Source organism: Blastococcus sp. SYSU D00695 (genome assembly GCF_054050555.1).
Genome location: NZ_JBJGZP010000030.1, coordinates 25,562 through 42,698, shown reverse-complemented (window position 1 = coordinate 42,698; position 17,137 = coordinate 25,562). Strand labels below are relative to the sequence as shown.

Annotated in this window: 18 protein-coding genes, 2 tRNA genes and 1 pseudogene; 12 read left to right on the top strand and 9 right to left on the bottom strand. The window is 73.5% G+C overall.

What is annotated here, in order from left to right; translation table 11 throughout:
* The 5 genes from ACI781_RS16700 to ACI781_RS16680 all read right to left on the bottom strand — a co-directional run.
* Window positions 1-1,028 (bottom strand): MSMEG_6728 family protein (locus ACI781_RS16700; protein ID WP_456567247.1); only part of this gene is annotated, 1,028 nt, incomplete at its 3' end.
* A 39-nt stretch (window positions 1,029-1,067) separates the two neighbouring features.
* Window positions 1,068-1,379 (bottom strand): biopolymer transporter Tol, encoded by a 312-nt coding sequence (locus tag ACI781_RS16695; protein WP_456567246.1) that lies wholly within the window; start codon window positions 1,377-1,379, stop codon window positions 1,068-1,070.
* Window positions 1,376-2,227, bottom strand: coding sequence for an NAD-dependent protein deacetylase (locus tag ACI781_RS16690; RefSeq protein ID WP_456567245.1), 852 nt, complete (start codon window positions 2,225-2,227; stop codon window positions 1,376-1,378). The genes ACI781_RS16695 and ACI781_RS16690 overlap by 4 nt, the downstream gene beginning before the upstream one ends.
* Window positions 2,228-2,285: 58 nt before the next feature.
* Window positions 2,286-2,735: an SRPBCC family protein gene (locus ACI781_RS16685; protein WP_456567244.1), complete on the bottom strand. Its 450-nt coding sequence runs from the start codon at window positions 2,733-2,735 to the stop codon at window positions 2,286-2,288.
* Between the two features lie 44 nt (window positions 2,736-2,779).
* Complete coding sequence (locus ACI781_RS16680) at window positions 2,780-3,151, bottom strand: hypothetical protein (RefSeq protein ID WP_456567243.1); 372 nt, start codon at window positions 3,149-3,151, stop codon at window positions 2,780-2,782.
* A gap of 101 nt (window positions 3,152-3,252) precedes the next feature.
* Here ACI781_RS16680 and ACI781_RS16675 point away from each other — a divergent pair.
* Window positions 3,253-3,325 (top strand) — tRNA-Arg (locus ACI781_RS16675).
* Between the two features lie 114 nt (window positions 3,326-3,439).
* Window positions 3,440-4,612 (top strand): IS481 family transposase, encoded by a 1,173-nt coding sequence (locus ACI781_RS16670; RefSeq protein WP_456567242.1) that lies wholly within the window; start codon window positions 3,440-3,442, stop codon window positions 4,610-4,612.
* Between the two features lie 255 nt (window positions 4,613-4,867).
* On the opposite strand, the pseudogene ACI781_RS16665 reads toward ACI781_RS16670, so the two are convergent.
* Window positions 4,868-5,395: pseudogene (locus ACI781_RS16665) on the bottom strand (site-specific integrase); the annotation flags it as partial.
* Between the two features lie 656 nt (window positions 5,396-6,051).
* Here ACI781_RS16665 and ACI781_RS16660 point away from each other — a divergent pair.
* From ACI781_RS16660 to ACI781_RS16645, 4 genes are all read left to right on the top strand, one after another.
* A complete protein-coding gene (locus ACI781_RS16660; protein ID WP_456567241.1) occupies window positions 6,052-6,828 on the top strand; it encodes a TIGR04255 family protein in 777 nt (258 codons plus the stop codon).
* Entirely contained in the window at window positions 6,825-7,355 is a 531-nt protein-coding gene (locus ACI781_RS16655; protein WP_456567240.1) for a hypothetical protein, read from the top strand. Before ACI781_RS16660 ends, ACI781_RS16655 begins: the two co-directional genes overlap by 4 nt.
* Before the next feature lie 8 nt (window positions 7,356-7,363).
* A complete protein-coding gene (locus ACI781_RS16650; protein WP_456567239.1) occupies window positions 7,364-7,915 on the top strand; it encodes an RES family NAD+ phosphorylase in 552 nt (183 codons plus the stop codon).
* Window positions 7,916-8,744: 829 nt separating this feature from the next.
* Window positions 8,745-8,819 (top strand) — tRNA-Arg (locus tag ACI781_RS16645).
* Window positions 8,820-8,854: 35 nt separating this feature from the next.
* Here the strand turns inward: ACI781_RS16645 and ACI781_RS16640 are convergent.
* A complete protein-coding gene (locus ACI781_RS16640) occupies window positions 8,855-9,208 on the bottom strand; it encodes a hypothetical protein (protein ID WP_456567238.1) in 354 nt (117 codons plus the stop codon).
* A gap of 140 nt (window positions 9,209-9,348) precedes the next feature.
* On the opposite strand from ACI781_RS16640, the gene ACI781_RS16635 reads away from it, so the two are divergent.
* Genes ACI781_RS16635 through ACI781_RS16620 form a run of 4 tightly spaced genes read left to right on the top strand, consistent with a single transcriptional unit; the run spans window position 9,349 to window position 12,899 of the window.
* Entirely contained in the window at window positions 9,349-9,993 is a 645-nt protein-coding gene (locus ACI781_RS16635) for a GntR family transcriptional regulator (RefSeq protein ID WP_456567237.1), read from the top strand.
* Window positions 9,994-10,024: 31 nt separating this feature from the next.
* Entirely contained in the window at window positions 10,025-11,287 is a 1,263-nt protein-coding gene (locus tag ACI781_RS16630; protein WP_456567236.1) for an MFS transporter, read from the top strand.
* Window positions 11,284-12,378, top strand: coding sequence for a flavin monoamine oxidase family protein (locus ACI781_RS16625; protein ID WP_456567235.1), 1,095 nt, complete (start codon window positions 11,284-11,286; stop codon window positions 12,376-12,378). Before ACI781_RS16630 ends, ACI781_RS16625 begins: the two co-directional genes overlap by 4 nt.
* The gene (locus ACI781_RS16620) at window positions 12,366-12,899 is read left to right on the top strand and encodes a DinB family protein (protein ID WP_456567234.1); all 534 of its coding nucleotides are present in this window, start codon (window positions 12,366-12,368) and stop codon (window positions 12,897-12,899) included. The genes ACI781_RS16625 and ACI781_RS16620 overlap by 13 nt, the downstream gene beginning before the upstream one ends.
* On the opposite strand, the gene ACI781_RS16615 is transcribed toward ACI781_RS16620, so the two are convergent.
* Window positions 12,892-13,509, bottom strand: a complete 618-nt coding sequence (locus ACI781_RS16615) for an N-acyl homoserine lactonase family protein (protein WP_456567233.1) — start codon at window positions 13,507-13,509, stop codon at window positions 12,892-12,894. The two genes, ACI781_RS16620 and ACI781_RS16615, sit on opposite strands and share 8 nt — an antisense overlap.
* A 102-nt stretch (window positions 13,510-13,611) precedes the next feature.
* Complete coding sequence (locus ACI781_RS16610; RefSeq protein ID WP_456567232.1) at window positions 13,612-14,490, bottom strand: class I SAM-dependent methyltransferase; 879 nt, start codon at window positions 14,488-14,490, stop codon at window positions 13,612-13,614.
* A 206-nt stretch (window positions 14,491-14,696) separates the two neighbouring features.
* On the opposite strand from ACI781_RS16610, the gene ACI781_RS16605 reads away from it, so the two are divergent.
* Together ACI781_RS16605 and ACI781_RS16600 are read left to right on the top strand one after the other, a co-directional pair.
* Window positions 14,697-16,076, top strand: coding sequence for a hemolysin family protein (locus ACI781_RS16605; RefSeq protein ID WP_456567231.1), 1,380 nt, complete (start codon window positions 14,697-14,699; stop codon window positions 16,074-16,076).
* Window positions 16,073-17,083 (top strand): hemolysin family protein, encoded by a 1,011-nt coding sequence (locus tag ACI781_RS16600; protein WP_456567230.1) that lies wholly within the window; start codon window positions 16,073-16,075, stop codon window positions 17,081-17,083. The genes ACI781_RS16605 and ACI781_RS16600 overlap by 4 nt, the downstream gene beginning before the upstream one ends.
* The last annotated feature ends 54 nt before the right edge of the window (window positions 17,084-17,137 follow it).

The window sequence follows — 17,137 nt, the reverse complement described above, 5'->3', positions numbered from 1 at the left end:
CCCCCCCCCCCCCCCCCCCCCCCCCCCCCCCCCCCCCCCCCCCCCCCCCCCCCCCCCCCCCCCCCCCCCCCCCCCCCCCCCCCCCCCCCCCCCCCCCCCCCCCCCCCCCCCCCCCCCCCCCCCGCGGCGGGGTCGAGGACGACGGAGAACAGGGCGCGCGGGTCCTGCAGCGTCGCCGGGGGCCGGGCCGCCGCGCGCGGGACGACGCGGTCCCACCGGGCCGGACGCCGGTGCGGCAGCAGCTCCCGGCCCTCGAACAGGTAGTCCCCCACGACCTCGCCGAGCAGCAGCCCGGCGCCGCGCTCGACCGGCAGCGCGACCGGGTCCCCGGGCCGGATCTCGTCGAGGAACGTCGACAGCTGGCGCAGGTCCTTCGACGGGCGCCGGCCCGACAGCTCCCTGGCCAGTGCGCGCAGCTCGGCCGGGGCCAGGCCGGTCGCGTCGACGTCGATCCCCGACTGGGTGCCCAGCCCGACGACGCCGGCGGCGAGGCAGGCGCCGAGCTCGTTGTGGTTGCGCGGGCGCACCACCCACACCCGCACGCCCTCCGGTCCCGCGGACGGCGGCAGGTCGTCGGGCTCGGGCCACAGGTACGGCAGGTCGTCGGGCTCGGTGCCGAAGCGTTCGGTGAACTGCGGCCGGTAGAACTGCGGGTCCTTGGCCAGCAGGTTGGACCGGTGCGACAGGTGCAGCGCCGGGTCGCCCAGCCACGAGGGCAGCAGGCCCGCGGCGGCCAGTTCCTCCTGCGAGGCGTCGACGACGTCGGGCGCGAACTCCCCGATCAGCGTGTACGTGCTGTCGGCGAAGCCGCGCTCCTGCCAGACCCGCACCATCGCCAGGCCGTAGGCGACCAGCGCCGGGGTGCGCCCCCGCCACATGCGGACGACGGGGTGGGACACCCAGCCGTAGTCGGGGAGCTCGAGCGCGCGGAGCACCTGGAGGGTCTCCACCCGCTGCTTGCCCAGCCGCGGGGAGTCCAGCAGCCGCGCGCTCTCGGCGAAGTCGGCCACCGGCAGGAAGGTCTGCATCGCCCCCGATCCTCGCCGAGACCGGCCCCGACCGCCCGCTCAGTCGCCGGCGTCGAGCTCCCGCAGCGCGGTCTCCCAGCGGTCGCGGCGGGCGTCGTCGTCCTGCTCCCACCAGGCGGTGCCCCGCTCCCCCAGCCCCGTCTTGGCCAGCTGCACCCGGGCGCGGGCGGCGGCCAGGGCAGTGGCGTCGTCGGCCCGGCCGGCCGCCCGAACCCCGGACCGGGCGACGCCGAGGTGGTGCAGCAGGCGGGCGCGGACGTCGTCGGGCAGCGCGGGGTCGGCGGCGCGCCAGCGGCGGCCGTCGACGACGATCCAGCGGCCGTCGCCGGTGCGCTCGACGTCGCGGCTCACGCGAGACGCGCGACCAGCTCGGGCAGCACCGTGCCGAGCGGGGCGTCGACCTTGACGTCGACCTTCGCGTCGCCGCGGGTCTCCCCCAGGTTGACCACGCCGACGGGGATGCCCAGCTCGGCGGCGCGCAGCACGAACCGGTAGCCGCTCATGACGGTCAGCGAGGAGCCGAGCACCAGCAGGCCCCCGGAGTCCTCCAGCAGGGCGAAGCAGTGCGCGACGCGGTCGCGGGGCACCGTCTCGCCGAAGAAGACGACGTCGGGCTTGAGCGGCCCGCCGCCGCAGGCCAGGCAGTCGACCATGACGAACCCGTCGAGCACCTCGTCGGGCAGCTCGGCGTCGCCGTCGGGGTTCACCTCGTCGGCGCGCGGCCCGAAGTGCGGGTTGGCGGCGCGCAGCCGCTCGTCGAGCAGCGCGCGGGAGGCGACGTCGCCGCACTGCAGGCAGATCGTGCGGTCCAGGCCGCCGTGCAGTTCGACGACGTCGCGGGCGCCGGCCGCCTGGTGCAGTCCGTCGACGTTCTGCGTGACCACACCGCTGAGCAGGCCGGCCGCCTGCAGGTCGGCGACCGCGCGGTGCCCGGCGTTGGGCCGGGCCCGGCGCATCTGCCGCCAGCCGACGAAGCTGCGCGCCCAGTACCGGTGCCGGCCGCGGGGGTCGCGGCGGAAGGTCTGCCAGGTCATCGGCGTGTGCCGGCGCAGCGAGCCGCTGGCCCCGCGGTAGTCCGGGATCCCGGAGTCGGTGGACAGCCCGGCGCCGGAGAGCACGAGCACGTCGCCGTCGGCGACCAGGTCGGCCAGCTCCGCCAGCCCGGGGACGGCGGTGGCGGCGGGCGGGGCGGAGGTCACCGGCCCATGGTCCCCCGCGGCGGCCGCCCCCGCCGGGCCCGGGCGAGCGGGGCGCGGGTCAGGCCCCGGCGGCCAGCTCCCGCTCGAACCGGACGAGCAGGTCGAGGTACACCCGGCGCAGCCCCTTCGGCGCGAAGGTGCGCTCGAAGAAGCCGCCGATCCCGGACGCGCCGTCCCACGTCGTCCGCACCCGGACGGTCGTGGTGCCCGCGTCCGCGGGGTGGACCGTCCACGTGGTGACCATGGAGGAGCGGGTGTCGCGCTCGACGAGGGTGTCGGCGTCGGGCTGCTCCACCTCCACGACCTGGTCGCGGACCCGCTTGGAGGTCGCGGCGAAGCGCCAGGCGACGCGGGTGCCCGCGCCCTGGCCGCCGGCCTCGACCCGGTAGTCCGAGAACTGCTCGGGCAGCGCCCGGCGGCGGGTCCCGGCGTAGTCGGCGAGCCCTGTCCGCACCTGCTCGGCAGGCGCACGGACGACGTGTTCGGCGGTGGCGACGACCTGTCCCATGACGACCATCCTGCCGCCGCCCCTCCCCGGTCCCGCCGACGGGCCTACGCGCCGTCCTCCTCGCGGTTGAGGTATCCGCACCGGAAGCGCGCCCCGGCCATCGCCTCGGTGAATCGCGCCTCCCAGGCCGGGTCGTCGACGGCGAACTGGTCGAAGGCGCGCTCCTCGAGGACGACCGGCAGCCCGTCGAGACCGGTGCAGGAGCGGCGCAGCAGCACGCGGGCCCGGCCGTCGACCTCGTCGTGGGCCGGCGTCCAGCGCGCAGCGGCGACCGCGGCGGCCATCTCGGCCCGGCGGCGCGGCGGCAGCACCGGCCGCCCGCCCGGCACCGAGAGCCGGCGTTCGGGCGCGACGGCCCAGACGATCACCGCGGCGAGCAGGGCGAGGAGGCCCAGCACCGCCAGCAGGCCCATCATGACCCGACGGTAGTGCGCCTCGCCGCCCCCGCGCCGATCCGCGGGACGCCGTCCCCGATACCCTCTCGGCCGTACGCCCCACCCGGCGCAGGCGCCGACGAGCCCCCGTAGCTCAGGGGATAGAGCATCGGTTTCCTAAACCGTGTGTCGCAGGTTCGAATCCTGCCGGGGGCACTCCTATATCTGTGCTGTTGCGCCTGATGCTTGACCACGGGGCTTCGGGTGAGTCGCGACAGTGTTGCGGTTGATGGTTGACAGCTGTTTCGGCTGATCCTTGACGCTCCTTCGATGAGGGAGTTGAGCGTGGCGGAGCAGCGCTATCTGGCGGTGCTGGCGGTGATCGCCGAGGGCCATCCGGTGAGCTCGGTGGCCCAGCAGTGGGGTGTGTCGCGGCAGACGGTCCATGCCTGGTTGGCCCGGTATGAGGACGGTGGGCTCGAGGCGTTGGCCGATTGCTCGCACCGGCCGAGGTCGTGTCTGCACCAGATGCCGGCGGGAGTGGAGGCGGCGGTGCTGAAGTTGCGGCGTCAGCACCGGGCGTGGGGTCCGCGGCGGATCGTGGTGGAACTGGCCCGGCGGCAGGTGGTGCCGGTGCCGAGTGAGGCCGGGATCTATCGGGCGCTGAAGCGGGCCGGGTTGATTGAGCCCGGCGCGCGACGGCGGCGCAAGGAAGCGTGGAAGCGCTGGGAGCGCGGTGCGCCGATGGAGTTGTGGCAGATGGACGTCGTGGGCGGCATCGGGCTGGCCGATGGCACCTCGGTCAAGGCGCTGACCGGCGTCGATGACCACTCGCGGTTCTGCGTGAGCGCGGTGCTGATGCCACGGGAACGCACCCGGGCGGTCTGCGACGGATTGGCCGCGGCGCTGCGCAGGCATGGCGTGCCGCAGCAGATCCTCACCGACAACGGCAAGGTGTTCACCGGCCGGTCCGGCCATCCCTCGACCGAGGTGTTGTTCGACCGGATCTGCCGGGAGAACGGCATCGAGCACCTGCTCACCGCGCCGCGATCACCGACCACCACCGGCAAGATCGAGCGGTTTCACCGCAGCTTGCGGGCCGAGTGTCTGACCGGGCAGCTGTTCAGCTCCCTGCGCACCGCCCAGGCCGCGGTCGACGAGTGGGTGGAGTTCTACAACGTGTCCCGGCCGCATCAGTCCCTGGACATGGAGACTCCGGCGAAGCGCTTCGTGGCCGGACCGGCCGCCGCCGTGCTGCCTGCGCAGCCCGACCGCGGCGGTGATGACTGGGTGTCTCGCCGGGTGGCCGGCAACGGGGTGGTCTGCGTGGCCTGGCAGCAGGTCAGCGTGGGCAAGCACCACGCCGGCGCCCGCTGCGACGTGCACGTCACCAACCAGCTCCTGCAGTTCTGGATCGGCAGCGATCTGACCAAGACCGTCGCCCGCACCAGCCGAGGGGAGGTCCGCAAGAAGCGGGCATCGATCCAACGAACGACGTCCTGAGCGTCGCGGATCAACCGACGCAACTCCGTCAAGCATCAACCGAAGCTGGACAGGGGCAGTCATATATCCGCTGGTCAGCGACCCGTCAGGCGGTCCGGCCAATGGTCCGTACTTCGGCGCGGAGCTCTCTGGTCCGCACCTGGTCCGCACGAACCGCCTCCAGCCGGCCCGCGACCGCGTCCAGCTCGTCCTCAAGAGGTGGCTGTACCGGTCCAGCGTCATCGCCTCCGAGGCGTGCCGGAGCATCGCCTGGACCGACTTGATCGTCGCGCCCGAGCTGATTGCCAGGGATGCCTCCGTGTGCCTCACCTCGTGGGGGACGAGCCCCTCCAGGCCCGCCGCTGTCGCCGCCGCGTCCAACGCGCCCCGCCGGAAGTTCCGCACCCGGAGCGGGGTGCCCGTCCGGCTGGCGAACACGAAGGCGTCCGGCCCCTTGCCCGCCAGCATCTCGGCGAGGTCGGCCCGCAGGAACCGAGGGACGACGACCGTCCGCCGCTGGTGCGTCTTCGGCGGGCCGAACACCTGTCGGCCGTCGACCTCGGTCACGGCCTCGGCGACCGTGATCCGCCCCCGGAGGAGGTCGACCCGGCGGACCCGCAGCCCGGCCGCCTCGCCCCACCGGAGGCCCGTGTACGCCAGGAAGAGGACGAGGGTCCGGTGCTGGCCGCACTCGTCGGCGAGGCCGGCGACCTGCTCGTGCGAGAGGTAGCGCCGTTCGGTCGTCGGGAACCTCGGGAGGTCGACCTCAGCGGCCGGGCTACGGCTCAGCCGCCCGTCCCGCACCGCGAGGTCGAGGAGGCTCGACAAGACCCCAGACGCCTGCCGCGCCCGGCTGGCCGAGAGGCCGCCGACGTCCTGGGCCGTCAGCTCGGTGACCCACGCCCCGACGTCGGAGTGCGTGACCCGGTCGACCGGCACCCGCTCCCACCTCGGGAGCACCTGGGTACGGAGAAGAGACGGGGTTCGCGCTGGTCGAGCGGTACCCGCGCGCTACCTCAGCGACGAGGAAGCCGCCGAGCAGCTCGCGTCTGACCGCTCGGTGTCAGTTCGGTACGGAGGCGCAAACCCGGCCGGAGTCAACTGGCCCTCATGACGGGGGTCGGGACGCTCGAGAAGCGGGAGAGTGGAGCGGCTCCAATAGTCGTCCCCCGTGGCCCGCTTGCGAGCGTCCTGATGCTGAAGACCCGGGAGGTGTCACTGTTCCTAGCTCGACAGGTCGCGGATCACAGTTCGCCGCCTTGCGGCCCGACGAAAAGGCTTGATGGGGTGCCCATCGCAATCCGTCACACCAGAACCACTGTCAGCTTTGTCGGAAAGAGCCGGGCCGTCGCCTCCCCACGCTAGGGGCCCACCTCGATAGGGTGTCGCACCAGACGGCGGGCCCCTCTCGGGCCCGAACGACCGTAGGGTGTAACGAGTATCGGCCGGAAGGTGGCGGGTTGGCTCTCGACTTCGGAACTCACGCGGACGTGGTGTTCGATCGAGCCCCGTTGCAGGTTGTCCTCTGCCAGATCAAGTTTCCGCCCATCTACTCATTGATGGGCGAGGCTGGAATCGCGGGCTTCCAGGAGGCTATCCGCCACTTGTATCCCAAGACGAACAAGTCTGTGGACGCGCAATTCCAGGTGTCCGATCAGCAGATGAGTGTAATGCAGAGCGCTCCCACGTTTCAGTTCCAATCCGAGGATGAGCTTTGGACAGTAAGTCTGTCTGTAGATTTCATCGCTCTCGAAACGCCAAAATATAGTCACTTCGGCGAATTCAATGAGAGGTTGGAGCGCATTCTTGCGGCGTTGGCCAGGACGGTGCGCCCTGCTGCCACGACCCGCATCGGGCTGCGCAAAGCCAACAGGCTCCTGCATCCAAACGTTAGCCGGCCGGCTGATTGGACGGGGCTGCTGAGACCGGAACTTCTAGGGGTCGTTGCCGCTCAAGAATTGCCCACACCGGTGCAGTTCGCCTTCTCGGAGCTTCGTTTTCAGGACGAGGACAACTTCATGGTGGTGAGGCACGGCCTTGATCCCGCTGCCGAACAAGCCTACGTAGTGGATGTTGACTACTTCACTGAGCGGCCTTACAGCCTGGACGAGGCGGAATCAGCTCATAGCCTGCTTCGACACTACTCGGATGGAATAACAAGCTTCTTCCACTGGTGCCTTGAGCCCAGAATGTATGACTACCTAAAGCCGCATCCCCGAACGGAAGAGTCGTCGTGACGCAGAGTCTGGTGACACGCATTCCCCATGGGTCAGTCCAGCCTTTCCAGGAGGAGATGACCGCCGGGTCGGAGCCCCAGCCTGACCTCGCGGACCTCCTCGGCCAGCGAACGAGCATTGAAGGACCGACCTCGTCCGGCGAAGGCGTAGTCCGCTACCTGAAAGCGCAAGCCAAGGTAGACGAGGCGAGCCGCGGACGAGCTGTTGATTTGAGAGTTCTCATGGCCCGCTTGGAGGGCGTTCCCTTCGATCAGGCTTCCGCCATGCTTCGGACTTCCCCGGGAAAGCTCGCCAGATGGCTACAAGGTGTCGAAACGGTTCCTGCGAAGAAGAGCGAAGCTATTCGGGATCTGAATAGGATCGTCCTGGACCTAGGGCGAGTGCTCGACCCAGTTGCGTTTTCTCGCTGGTTCAACGCCCCCAACCCGAAGCTTGGAGGGTTGACCCCCTACGAGAAGGTCAAGCGGCGGGAGACGACGGACGTGCTCAAGGCGGTTGCCGCATACCTTGAACCAACCTTTGGCTGACAGGTCAAGTGCAGATTCAGTCGGGGGCTGACTGGCTGCCGCAAGGCCGCTATCAGTTCTATCGGTATCTCGATAGTGGAGCTGGCTATGACCCGGACTCACCATACGCGACGAGTGGTGGACGCTTCGATGATGGCGTGCGTGAAACCATCTATCTGGCATCCACCCCTGAGGGTGCGGTAGCCGAGTATCTGAGGCGTCATCCCGAGCTATTCGAGATGCAGGACGCGCTTCGCATCAATGTGCACGAGGTCCGTGTTCGCATTGAGGAGCGATGCCTTGATGTGAGGTCAGAGGACAAGGCTGCCAGAGCGGGGGTCGACCTCCCGCGACTTCTCTCGAATCATCCGCACGAGCACGAGCGCTACGCTTACTCCCGGGACGTCGCGGCGTCACCCGGAATTGGAATCGGGATTGCGTACCCGTCGGCGGCACATGCTGCGCCAGCGTGGTGTCTGGTCCTCTTCGGTCAAGCGGGGGCGGGTTGGGTGAGTGAGGGCTTCGAGCGGGTACCTCGTCCCTGGGTCGACCCCAAGGACGTCACCACTATCCCTGCTTAAGAACTTCGCCTGGCTCGACGCTCCCTCAGGTCTCGTTGGGAATCGGCCGATCGTTGTCGGCGTGCGGTGACCCATGCCGGGTCGTCGGGCGGTAGGTATTTCCCGTCCCGACGCCACTGTCCGATTCCGTCCTTCACCCCATCCAAGTACTCGCCAAGCATGAAAGCATGTTCGGTCATGTCCGGCGGCCTATTGGGGGAACCAGCTGCGGAGTTGAGCGGCACGTTGGCCCATCCGAAGATCTCTCGACCCAGCTTCGTAGGCAAGGGGGCCAGGGTCGTACCGGTAAGCAGTTGCCCTGTACGAGTTATCTTCCGGGCGACCTCTTTTGCGCCCTCAAGTGCTTGACTGTCAGGGTCGGGATTGTTCATTTGCGCGCCTACGAACGCGTCGAGCTCATAGAGTCGGCCGAGTAGCTCCTCCGCCGCCGCGTCGCGTCGCGTCGCTATGTCCCTATTGCGCTCCCTGCGCTCTCCTGCGAGGAACAGGAGGTAGGCGACCAAGCCAGCGACCACTGCTGAAGTTAGACCCAGCGTTGTATCCATCCAGAACTCGTCGTCCCACCAGGCCCGGTCGTTAGGTCCCCAGCCCGTCCGCGCCGTTGCCATGATCACGGAGCGAGCCTAAGGCGGCCACGTCCTCACGGCTCGGGGCCGGGATGGGGTGCCCTATTTCTACGGACAGTGACCCGCGTATCGGCAGCTGACGTGGCTCGTCGTCCGGCTGGCCGCCCGTTGGTCCGCGTCTGGTCCGCAGACCGGCCCGCAACAGTCAGCAAGTGCATGCACCGCTCGGCGCGAACCCGCAGCTCAGACGCCTAGGCCCTTCCGCCGACGCTGGTCAGCGGAAGGGCCGTAACGGTTTCCTAAACCGTGTGTCGCAGGTTCGAATCCTGCCGGGGGCACCTCGCAGGACGTGGACGAGCCCCGGCCCGGCGGCTCAGGTGACCGCGCCGTACAGCAGGCGGGTTCCCAGGAGTGCCGCGAGCGCGGCCCAGAACAGCAGCAGCGCCGCCACCTCGCGCCGGCACCACACCGCCAGCGCGAGGCCGAGCACCGGCAGGGAGATCCCGACGACGCCGGACACCTCCACCTTCGTCAGCGCCACCCGGACCTGCTCCGCGGTGGGCGCCTCGCCGGAGGGGGGCCACGACGTGGTCAGCGCGACGTACAGCGTCGCGCCCCAGGCGACGACCCACACCAGCGTCCCGACGTCGAGCACCGGCCGGACCCGGGCCCAGCGGGCGTCCCTGCGCGACCGCGCGGCCTGCGCCTGGCGAGCACTCGGTGGCATCCGCTCCGCCCTCGTCCCGGCGCGCCGCTGGACCGGCGCCCTCGACAGCCTGCACCGGCGGGCCGGCCGCTCCGAGCACCCGCTGCGCGGACTCGCCACCCCCGTCTAGGATCCAAGTCGCATCCATACAGGGGGGCGAGATGCAGACGGTCAGCGAGAACGCGGCGCAGCGCGCGCACCGGGTCATCCGTGACGGCATCGTCGACGGCACCCACCCCGGCGGCTCGATGCTCAGCGAGAACACCCTGGCCGCCGCCCTCGGCCTCAGCCGCACCCCGGTCCGCGCCGCACTCCTGCGGCTGGCGGAGGAGGGGTGGGTGACCATCTACCCCAAGCGCGGGGCGCTGGTCCGGGCGTTCACCGCCCAGGACGGCCAGGAGCTCGCCGCCGCCCGGCACCTGCTGGAGACCGGCGGGATGCGCACCGCGTCCCCGGCCGCGCTCGCCGCGACGTGCGCCCGCCTCGACGCCCTGATCGAGGCCCAGGACGACGCCCTCCACGGGCAGGACCGCGACCGGTTCGTCGAGCTCTGCACGGCCTTCCACCGAGGCTTCGTCGAGGCCGGCGGCAACGGCCTGCTGCTCGAGTTCGCCGACCGGCTGCAGAACCGCCAGGCGATGATGCTGCACCTGAGCCTGGGCGCCATCGACGCCCATGCCGCCCAGCTCGTCGACGAGCACCGGGAGCTGGTCGCGGCCGCCCGCAGCGGCGACCTGGACCGCTTCGCCGCCCTGCTGCACGCCCACATGAGCGACGAGCCCACGCCCCGCTTCGGGCTGGCCTGACCGTGACCCCGTCCGTCGAGGAGAACGCCCGATGACCACCGCCGACACCGCCGCGCTGCAGCGCCGCACCCTGCGCGTGCTGCTCGCCTCCCAGGTGCTCGCCGGCGCCGGCCTGGCCGCCGGGGTCACCGTCGGCGCCCTGCTGGCCGAGGACATGCTCGGCTCCACCGGCCTGTCCGGACTCCCCGCCGCGCTGCTGACCCTGGGCTCCGCCGCGGCCGCCGTCGGCGTCGGGCGGCTCTCCCAGCGGTCCGGACGGCGCCCCGGCCTGGCCGCCGGCTACCTCGTCGGCGCGCTCGGCGGGGCCGGCGTCGTCCTCGCCGCGGCGATCGACAGCGTGCCGCTGCTGCTCGCCTCCCTCCTGCTCTACGGCTCGGGGACGGCGACGAACCTGCAGGCCCGCTACGCCGGCGCCGACCTGGCCGCTCCGGAGCACCGCGGCCGCGCCGTGAGCACCGTGCTGGTCGCCACCACACTCGGCGCCGTCGCCGGCCCGAACCTGGTCGAGCCCATGGGGTCCGTGGCCGCCTCCCTCGGCATCCCCGAGCTCGCCGGGCCCTTCCTCCTGGCCACCCTCGCCTACCTGCTCGCCGGCGTCGTGGTCAGCACGGCGCTCCGGCCGGACCCGCTGCTCACCGCCCGGGCGCTGGCCGACGAGGCCGCCCGGGCCGCCACCGCCGCCGGCACCGCCGTCCCCACCGAGCGGACCGACACGACCCTGCTGCGGCTGGGCGCGACCGCCATGATCGTCACCCAGCTCGTCATGGTGGCGCTGATGACGATGACGCCGGTGCACATGCGCGAGCACGGCCACGGCCTGGGCGCCGCCGGGCTGGTCATCTCCCTGCACATCGCGGCGATGTTCCTGCCGTCCCCGCTCACCGGGCGGCTCGTCGACCGGTACGGCCGGCGCCCGCTCATCGCCGCCGCCGGCACCACGCTGCTCGCCGCCGGCCTGCTCGCCGCCACCGCCCCCGCGGACTCGGTGGTCCTGCTGGCGATCGCGCTCGTCCTGCTCGGCCTGGGCTGGAACCTCGGCCTCGTCGCCGGCACCGCGCTGCTCACCGACGCCGTCCCCCTGCGGCGCCGCGCCCGCACCCAGGGCACCGTCGACCTCGGCGTGGCCCTGGCCGGCGCCACCGGCGGGCTCGGCAGCGGCTTCGTCGTCGCCGCCACCAGCTTCGCCGCCCTCGGGCTGGCCGGCGGCCTGGTCGCCGTCGCGCTGGTGCCCGCGCTGCTCGTCAGCCGCCCGCGGACGTCGGCCGGCCCGGTGGCCGCGCAGGACGCGGCGTGACGGTCGACGTCGTCGTCGCCGGCGCGGGCATCGCCGGCCTGACCGCCGCCCACGCCCTGACGACGGCGGGGCTGACCGTCACCGTCCTGGAGGCCCGCGACCGTGTCGGCGGCCGGCTGCTGAGCGTCCCGGCCGGCGACGGCGCGATCGACCTCGGCGCCACCTGGTCCTGGCCCGACGAGCCGCTGGTGCACGCGCTCGCCGCCGACCTCGGCGTCGGCACGTTCCCGCAGGCGCTCGACGGCGACGCGCTGTTCGAGCCCGACCTCCGCGGGCCGCAGCGGCTGGCCGGCAACCCGCTCGACGTGCCGTCGACCCGCTTCGCCGCCGGTGCGCAGGCCCTGGCCCGCGGGCTCGCCGACCGCCTCCCGCCGGGCACGCTCCGGCTGGGCGCGCCCGTGCGGGCCGTCCACCTGCACGAGGACGCCGTCGTGGTCGAGGCCGGCGGGGCGGCGGTCACCGCGGGGCACGTCGTCCTCGCCCTCCCGCCGGCCCTCGCCGTCGACACCCTCGCGTTCACCCCGCCGCTGCCGGCACCGGTCGCCGCGCTCGCCGCCGGGACCGCGGTCTGGATGGGCGGCACGGTGAAGGCGGTCGCCGTCCACGACCGGCCGTTCTGGCGGGACGCCGGCCTGTCCGGGTCGGCGATGAGCCACGTCGGGCCGTTCGGCGAGCTGCACGACCACAGCGCGCCCGGCGGTCCGCACGCGGTCTTCGGGTTCGCCCTCGCCGACCGGTTCCGGGGCACGCGGGACGAGCAGGTCGCCGCCGCCTTCACCGAGCAGCTCGTGCGCCTGTTCGGCCCGGCCGCGGCCCGTCCCCGGGCCGTGCACGTCACCGACTGGAGCCGCGAGCGCCACACCAGCCCGGCGGCGCCCGACCCGCGGGCGTCCACCGCCGCCTACGGCCACCCGCTGTTCGGCGAGGCCGTCGGCGGGCGGCTGCACTGGGCGTCGACCGAGACCGCTGCCCGCTCCGCCGGCCACGTCGAGGGCGCCGTCCACGCCGGTGCCCGGGCCGCCCGCGCCATCACCGCGCTCACCGGGGCCACCCCCGGCGACGACCACCAGGAGACACCGTGCCCGACCTGACCGGACTGCTGCGCGAGTACGACCGCGCCCGCGCCTACACCGACCTGCTGTGGCGCGACCTCACGCCCGACGAGGTGACCTGGCGGCCGCACGAGGAGTCCAGCGCCATCGGCTGGCACCTCGGCCACCAGGCGCACGTCGCGCACTTCATGATCCGCAACCTGACCGCGGCCGAGCCCAGCCCCGACCCGGAGCTGGACGGCCTGATGGACTCCGCCAACCCCGAGCGCTTCCGCGGCGCCCTGCCGACCGTGGCGCGGCTCGCGCTGTTCCGCGAGACCGTCGCCGAGCGGGTGCACGCCCGGATCGGGGCCATCGCGGCGGGCCGGACCGGGGCGCCGTCGCAGATGGCGGTCGTGGCGACGCACCTGCTGACCGCGCTGGTCAACCACGAGTACCAGCACGACCAGTGGATCGGCGAGGTCCGCGCGCAGGACCTCGGCCACGCGCTGCCGCCGGACCCCGAGGCCGACGGGCTGGCGCGCGTCGACGGCTACCTCTGCCTGACGCCCCTCAGCTGACGGGTCCGGGCCGCCAGGGCTCGTCCTGGTGGGCGAGCCACACCAGCTCGGGGTCCAGCGCCCGGATCAGGCGCTGCCCCTCGGTGGTCGGCTCGTCGAGCTCGCCGGACCAGACCGCCGCGTCGCCGGCGATGACGACCGGCCGCCCGCCGGTCTCGACGACGACGACCTGCGTGCCCGGCGTGTGGCCCGGCGCCGGGACCAGCCGCACCCCGGGCAGCAGCTCGTGCTCGCCGTCGACCGGGACGTAGCGCACGCCGGGCGCGTCGACCCACTCGCGGATCGTGTAGCCGTCCTGGCTGCGCGCGTCCGCCAGCTCGCGGCGCTGCACGTACACCGGCCGGCCCGCGAACAGGTGGTTGCCGCCGCAGTGGTCGGCGTGCAGGTGGGTGTTCACCACGGCGTCGACCCCGTCGAGGTCGAACCCCTGCCGGTCCAGCGGTGACAGGCGCGGGTCCATGTCGGCCATCGCGGGGTGCAGCTCGGTGAGGCCGGTGTCGACCAGCACACGGCCGCCCGGGTGGTCGACGACGTGGACGAGGACCGGCAGCCGCTCCTCCACCGCGAGCAGGTCGCCGACGCGGATCGGCGTGACCGTCACGGCGCTCACCGGACGGTCGCGGGGGTCGGGGTGCGGGTCATGCGGTCCTCCTCGGGGCCCGGCGCCCGGGTCGGCGCCGCCGCCAGGTCCGACCACCCCGCGCCCCACGACTCATCGCTCGCGCCGGGCGACCCACACCTGCCGCTCCGTGCGCACGCCCAGGTCGGCCCGCCGGCGGACGCTGCCGGGCCCCGCGGGGTCCACCAGCCGGTCGAGGGCGGCGAGGTCCTCCGGCGACAGGGCGTCCGCCACGGCCGGCCGCAACCGGCCCAGGCCGGCGAGGGCGTACTCGCCCACGGCGTCCCGGGCGGGGGCCGGGAGGTCGGCGGCGGCGAGGTCGACGGCGATCGTGCGGGAGTCGACGACGGCGAGCCCGGCCGCGGTCAGCGCCGGGCCCCAGTCGGCCCCCCGGTGCGGCAGGTGCCCGGCGGTGCGGCGGTCGGTGACGGCGTGGCAGCGCTCCTCCAGCCCGGGCCGGTCCTCCGGCGCGTCCGCGGGCAGGAAGCGCGGGAACCCGGCGAGCTCGACGACCGCGAGCAGTCCGCCGGGGCGCAGCAGGCCGTGCACCCGGGCCAGCACCCCGCCCGGGTCGGTCATGTGGTGCATCGACGCCGACGCCCAGACGAGGTCGGGCTCGCCGAGGTCGGGCCAGCGGCCGGCGTCGAGGTCGGCCCGGACGGTGCGCACCCGCGCCTGCACCCCGCGCTCCCCCGCCCTCTCCTGCAGGCGGTGCAGGTGCTCCTCGGCGGCGTCGACCGCGGTCACCTCGGCGTCCGGGAACCGGTCGAGCAGCGCGAACGTGCCGGCTCCGGTCCCGCAGCCGAGGTCCACGACCTGCCGCGGCGGCGCCACCAGCGGCAGGGACCGCACGATGCCGGCGGTCACCTCGCCCAGCACCTCGGCGTCGAGGTCGAGGACGCGCAGCTGCAGTCCGGGGTCGTCGTGGGTGTGGCGGTGGGCATCGGGACCGGACGCGTGCTGGGAGGCCATGCGGCCACGCTGGGCACTCCTTGCCGTCATGGCACACTTCCTTGCCTGACCAGCAAATCTCGGCGACACCGGAACGCGCCCGCCCGGCCGCTCGTTGGTGCGATGGGGTGCGGCGCACCCCGCCCCTCCGCTCCGAAGAGAGACATGAGTCCCAGTCACAGACCCCAGGCCGCGCACCTCGACCCCGGACGGGGGGTGCGCGGCCGGTGACCGAAGTGCTGACCCTCCTGCTGGGGGTGCTCGTGGTCGTCGCGATCACGGGCGTCACCGGCTACTTCGTGGCCCAGGAGTTCGCCTACATGGCGGTCGACCGGGCCACGCTCGCCGCCGGCGCCGAGGCCGGTGACCCCGCCGCCCGCCGGGCGCTGGCGGTCACCCGCCGCACGTCCTTCATGCTCTCGGGCGCCCAGCTCGGGATCACCGTCACGGGGCTGCTCGTCGGCTACGTCGCCGAGCCGCTGATCGGCCGGTCCCTCGGCGCGCTGCTCGGCGGCGCGGGCGTGCCGAGCGGGGTGGGCATCGCCGTCGGTGCGGTGCTCGCGCTGCTGCTGTCCACGCTGGTGCAGATGCTCTTCGGCGAGCTGTTCCCGAAGAACCTGGCCATCGCCCGGCCGGAGCCGGTCGCCCGCCGGCTCGCCACCTCCACCACCCTGTACCTGTCCGCCTTCGGCTGGCTGGTCCGCGTGTTCGACGCCGCGTCGAACCTGCTCCTGCGGGCCCTGCGGATCGAGCCGGTGCACGACGTCGAGCACGCCGCCACCGCCCGCGACCTCGAGCACATCGTCGAGGAGTCCCGGCACAGCGGCGACCTGCCCGCCGAGCTGTCGCTGCTGGTCGACCGCATCCTCGACTTCCCCGACCGGCGGGTCGGGCACGCGATGATCCCCCGCCCCCGGGTGGACACGGTCGCCCCCACCGAGACCCTCGGCGCGCTGCGCGCCCGGATGGCCACCGGCCACTCCCGCTACCCCGTGCTCGACCCCGCCACCGGCGACGTGACCGGGGTGGTGCACCTGCCCGACCTGCTGACGACGACGGCGCCCGACACCGCACCGGTGACCGCGATCGCCCGCGACAGCGTCGTCGTCTCCACGTTCACCCCGCTGCCCGACGCGCTGCGGGCGCTGACCGGCAGCGGTGACCGGCTCGCCTGCGTGATCGACGAGTACGGCGGCTTCGCCGGGGTGCTCACCGTCGAGGACCTCGCCGAGGAGCTGGTCGGCGAGATCACCGACGAGCACGACGAGGCCGGCCCGGCGCCCGTCCCGGTCGGGGCGGACGGCGGCTGGGAGGTGCCCGGCGACGTCCCCGTGGACGAGCTCGAGCGCCTCCTCGCCGTCGACCTGCCGCGGGGCGGCTACGAGACGGTCGCCGGCCTGGTCATCACCGCCGCCGGCACGCTGCCCGGACCCGGCAGCACGCTCACCGTGGAGCTGCCGCCGGACCCGGCGGACCTGCTGCACGCCGGCGACCCGCAGCCGCGGTTGCTGCGCGTGACCGTCCTCGCCGTCGACCGGCACGTGCCGTCGCGGCTGCGGCTGGAGCTGCCCGACCGTGCCGCCGCCCTCCCGGAGGAACCCCGATGAGCGACCCGTGGGTGGTGCTCGCCGCCACCGTCGCCGTCGTCGCCCTGTCGGCGTTCTTCGTCGCCGTGGAGTTCGCGGCACTGGCCGCCAAGCGGCACCGGCTGGAGGAGGCCGCGTCGGGCAGCCGCTCCGGCCGGGCGGCGCTGCGCAACTCCGCGGAGCTGACGGTGCTGCTGGCCGGCTCCCAGCTGGGCATCACCGCGGCCACGCTGGCGCTGGGGGCCATCAGCAAGCCCGCGGTCCACCACTGGCTGACCCCGCTGTTCGAGGCGTGGGGGCTGCCGCCGGTCGCCGCCGACGTCACCGGCTTCGTCCTCGCGCTGCTGGTGGTCACCTTCGTGCACCTGGTGGTCGGCGAGATGGCGCCGAAGTCGTGGGCCATCGCCCACCCGGAGCGGTCGGCCACGCTGCTCGCCGTCCCCATGCGCGGCTTCATGGCGCTGTTCCGGCCGCTGCTGCGGGTGCTCAACGCGGCCGCGAACGCGCTGCTGCGCCGGTGCGGCGTGGAACCGGCCGACGAGCTGGCCGTCGGGCACAGCCCCGCCGCGCTGCGCCAGCTCGTGCAGCACTCCGCGGACGTCGGCGCCTTGGACGCCGGCTCCTCCGCGCAGATCAGCCGCGCCCTGGAGCTGGAGCGCACGACCGTCCGGGAGCTGGTGGCCGCCGGCGCCGAGCTCGCCGCGGTCGCACCGGACGCCACCGTCGGCGCCGTCCGCGACGTCACCCGGCGCACCGGGCACCTGCGCGTCCTGGTCGGCGAGCCGGGCCGCCCGACCGGTGTCGTGCATGTGCGCGACACCCTCGCCTCGGGGCGCGAGGCGCCGGCCGCCCCGTTCACCCGGCCGGTGGCCACCCTCGACGCCGGCACCACCGTGCACGCGGCGCTCACGGCGATGCGGGAGAACCGCACCCACCTGGCGGTCGTCACCGACGGCGAGGCGGTGCTCGGCGTCGTCACCCTCTCCGACGTGCTGCGCCGGCTGTTCCCGGAGCCGGCCGCCGCCTGACCCGGGGCGCAGACGACGGTGCGGCGGCCCCCCGAGGGGGACCGCCGCACCGTC

Coding starts and splice junctions, on each gene's coding strand:
- ACI781_RS16680 (WP_456567243.1), bottom strand. CDS start 3,151: ATGATGGGCCTGCTGGCGGTGCTGGGCCTCCTCGCCCTGCTCGCCGCG.
- ACI781_RS16640 (WP_456567238.1), bottom strand. CDS start 9,208: ATGCCACCGAGTGCTCGCCAGGCGCAGGCCGCGCGGTCGCGCAGGGAC.
- ACI781_RS16635 (WP_456567237.1), top strand. CDS start 9,349: ATGCAGACGGTCAGCGAGAACGCGGCGCAGCGCGCGCACCGGGTCATC.
- ACI781_RS16600 (WP_456567230.1), top strand. CDS start 16,073: ATGAGCGACCCGTGGGTGGTGCTCGCCGCCACCGTCGCCGTCGTCGCC.
- ACI781_RS16685 (WP_456567244.1), bottom strand. CDS start 2,735: ATGGGACAGGTCGTCGCCACCGCCGAACACGTCGTCCGTGCGCCTGCC.
- ACI781_RS16610 (WP_456567232.1), bottom strand. CDS start 14,490: ATGGCCTCCCAGCACGCGTCCGGTCCCGATGCCCACCGCCACACCCAC.
- ACI781_RS16630 (WP_456567236.1), top strand. CDS start 10,025: ATGACCACCGCCGACACCGCCGCGCTGCAGCGCCGCACCCTGCGCGTG.
- ACI781_RS16670 (WP_456567242.1), top strand. CDS start 3,440: ATGAGGGAGTTGAGCGTGGCGGAGCAGCGCTATCTGGCGGTGCTGGCG.